The organism is Thermococcus sp. (genome assembly GCF_027023865.1).
GTDB lineage: Archaea > Methanobacteriota_B > Thermococci > Thermococcales > Thermococcaceae > Thermococcus.
In genome coordinates this window covers 1-2,444 of the sequence record NZ_JALVUC010000006.1, presented here as the reverse complement: position 1 = coordinate 2,444, position 2,444 = coordinate 1, and the positions used below count along the sequence as shown (strand labels likewise).

The window sequence follows — 2,444 nt, the reverse complement described above, 5'->3', positions numbered from 1 at the left end:
CCTGAACACCTGAAACCACTTGGGCATATTGGCTTTTAACGATAGCGAAAAGAAATCAGCGAAGGGCGAACTCGCCCATGAAGGCTGAACTCGAAATCGTGTCGCCGATTCCGACGGTGGATCTAGGCTTCTCGACTATTTTCGTCGGAACAAAGGTCAGCTGATAACCGTTGACCTTTGCCATTCCGTTTCTCATACCGTATTCTCTCACCAGCGCCTCCTCCACAGGTTTAGCCTTCCCGTTGACCGGGACGTCCATGGCTTTAACCACGTCATCTATCGAGTTTATCTCTCCAAGCTTTGCCTTCGCAGCGGCTGCCAAAGCCGCAAAGAGGAGTGCGTCTCTGACGAATTCCCCCCCGTAGTCAGTCAGAGCAAGGTAGTAGCCGTAGGTGTGGAAGTGTATCCTCCTCACCCAGGTCTTCCCTGCGAGCTTGAGCATGGCATCTGTAACGGCCACAGGGTCAACGGGGTCACTGGCGAGGAGCTTCTCAGCGAGCTTCTTCTCGCCCATCACTTCCGTTATCGACGCCAGCTCGACCTCGTTCAGCCCAACGCTCCAGAACCTTCCAAGGAGGCCTAGGATTGCCTTTCTGACGGTTTCATCCGGAGTAAATGCAAACTCAAGGTGAGTGGGGATTTCCCGTTCGTTAAGAACATCCAGGTGCCCCCTGATTATCTCAAAAGGCTCACGGTAGTTTTCCTTCGTGAGGGCCTGAAGCCCGCTGATTATCGTGAGGGAGGAGCTTTCGGTTATCTCATCAAAACCCTCCCTGAACTCGTCACGGATGAAGAGGGTCGTGTTGTAGTCGTCGGCCGAGCCTATGAAGCGGTTCTCCCGCGGCGCCTCGAAGTCGAAGACCTTGAAACCGCGCGGGAACTCGTAGATGTAGTGGATGCAGTTCTCCTCATCTCCGGCAAAGTCCTTCGGGTGAACGAGCTTGACCTTTCCATCTTCGAGCTTTGGAACGTAAATCGGCCCGTCCTTGAAGAGGCTCGCCTGGAGCCTCGAAAGCTGGGGAACGTGAGCTATGACCGGAACACCGTAGACCCCCCCGAGGAGGTTGGCCATTATGCCGACCTGGCCGCCCATCCTCAGCTCGTCCCAGCCCCAATGCTTCATGTAAAATCGAGCTGAACAGCTTTCAACGAAAAGCTCAGCGGCCTTTCCACGCTTGATACTCCATAGAATAGATCCGAGGAGTTGGGGGACGTCCTCTATCCTTTCCGGAAGATCATCGGAGTAGCGGAGGACCTCATCCTTTCCGGCCTTTTCAATCCGCTCTTCCAGGTTTCTTCCATCTAGGTACTTTATCGCGTCGATGTTGGTGTTGTAGGCCAAAAGAACCCTATCAACCCCTCCAATCCTGCCCCTAACGCCTTCAAAAGCGGATGAGTAGAGAGCGTTCCAGTCCATATGTATCACCGGGAGTGATGTAACTGTTCCAAATTAATAAGGGTTGCGGTGGGAAAGAATAAGAGAGGGTCACTCGCTCCAGCGTGGGTTGTCAATGACCCTTACCTCGCCGTCCTCCTCGATCACGAGCTTGGCAAAGCCCTTGTCCTTTATTGAACCATAGTCATGGCCTGCATCCGCTGGATAAACCGCGAGGAATATGAAAGGCTCGTTTCCGGTGTTGACCGTCCTGTGCGCCCAGTAGGGCGGGACGTAAACGACGGTTCCGGTCTTCATCGGTATCCACTCAACCTTTCCTTCTGATGTCTGGAGGAGCATTCCCCCCTTCCCCTTGAGGCCGTAGTATATCTCGGCCCTGTCGGCCTTTGCGTGGAAGTGTCCCTTCGTGAAGAAGAACTCTTTCCCAACCTTTCCGGGGTAGAGAACCGTAGTCGCGAAGTTGAGGTCGCCGTCCTTCTCCTCCTGCTCCACCGCGTAGACCTCGTAGACAACCGGGTCGTCCTTAAGGAGTTCGTTGTAGGCTTCTCCATCGAGGAAGTAGCCCCTGAGGTCGCTCAGTTTCCTGACGAGCTTCTTGGCGCCGGGGATAACGCCTGTCTCAAGGTCAATGTCAACTCCAATCGGGTTCTTGTACTCCATGAGCATCACCAGAGTAAGTAGGAACGTCCCTATTTAACCTTTCCCATTTGTATCACTAAAAGTGTTATACTACTGAGAAAGCTCCCGGGGAGAAAAGACTAACGCGGAAGCTGGGAGAAGGGGAACTAAAAAACAGCGGGTGGAATTAATCCGCCGTCACTTGCTCCTGACTTCAATCTTCTTGCCTATGACAAGTTCAGCCGCCTTTACCGCGGCACCGCCACTTCCGACCGCGATTCTAACCTGGTCCTCAGGGACATAGACGACTATTTTGTCCTCAAGCTCCTCCATATCCAGGATTTTGACGTTGAGCATCTTCTCCAGCCTGTCCTTCATAGCAATCCCCGGCTTAAATTGACGGCATCAAATATAAACGTAACGACTCACA

General features: G+C 53.2%; 3 protein-coding genes. All 3 read right to left on the bottom strand.

Going from position 1 to position 2,444, the window contains the following annotated elements; genetic code table 11:
• Positions 1–55 precede the first annotated feature (55 nt).
• Entirely contained in the window at positions 56–1,417 is a 1,362-nt protein-coding gene (locus MV421_RS01435) for an ADP-specific glucokinase (protein ID WP_297421661.1), read from the bottom strand.
• Between the two features lie 69 nt (positions 1,418–1,486).
• Positions 1,487–2,056, bottom strand: a complete 570-nt coding sequence (locus MV421_RS01430; RefSeq protein ID WP_297421663.1) for a glucose-6-phosphate isomerase — start codon at positions 2,054–2,056, stop codon at positions 1,487–1,489.
• Between the two features lie 156 nt (positions 2,057–2,212).
• Positions 2,213–2,392, bottom strand: a complete 180-nt coding sequence (locus MV421_RS01425) for a KH domain-containing protein (protein WP_297421641.1) — start codon at positions 2,390–2,392, stop codon at positions 2,213–2,215.
• Between the last annotated feature and the right edge of the window lie 52 nt (positions 2,393–2,444).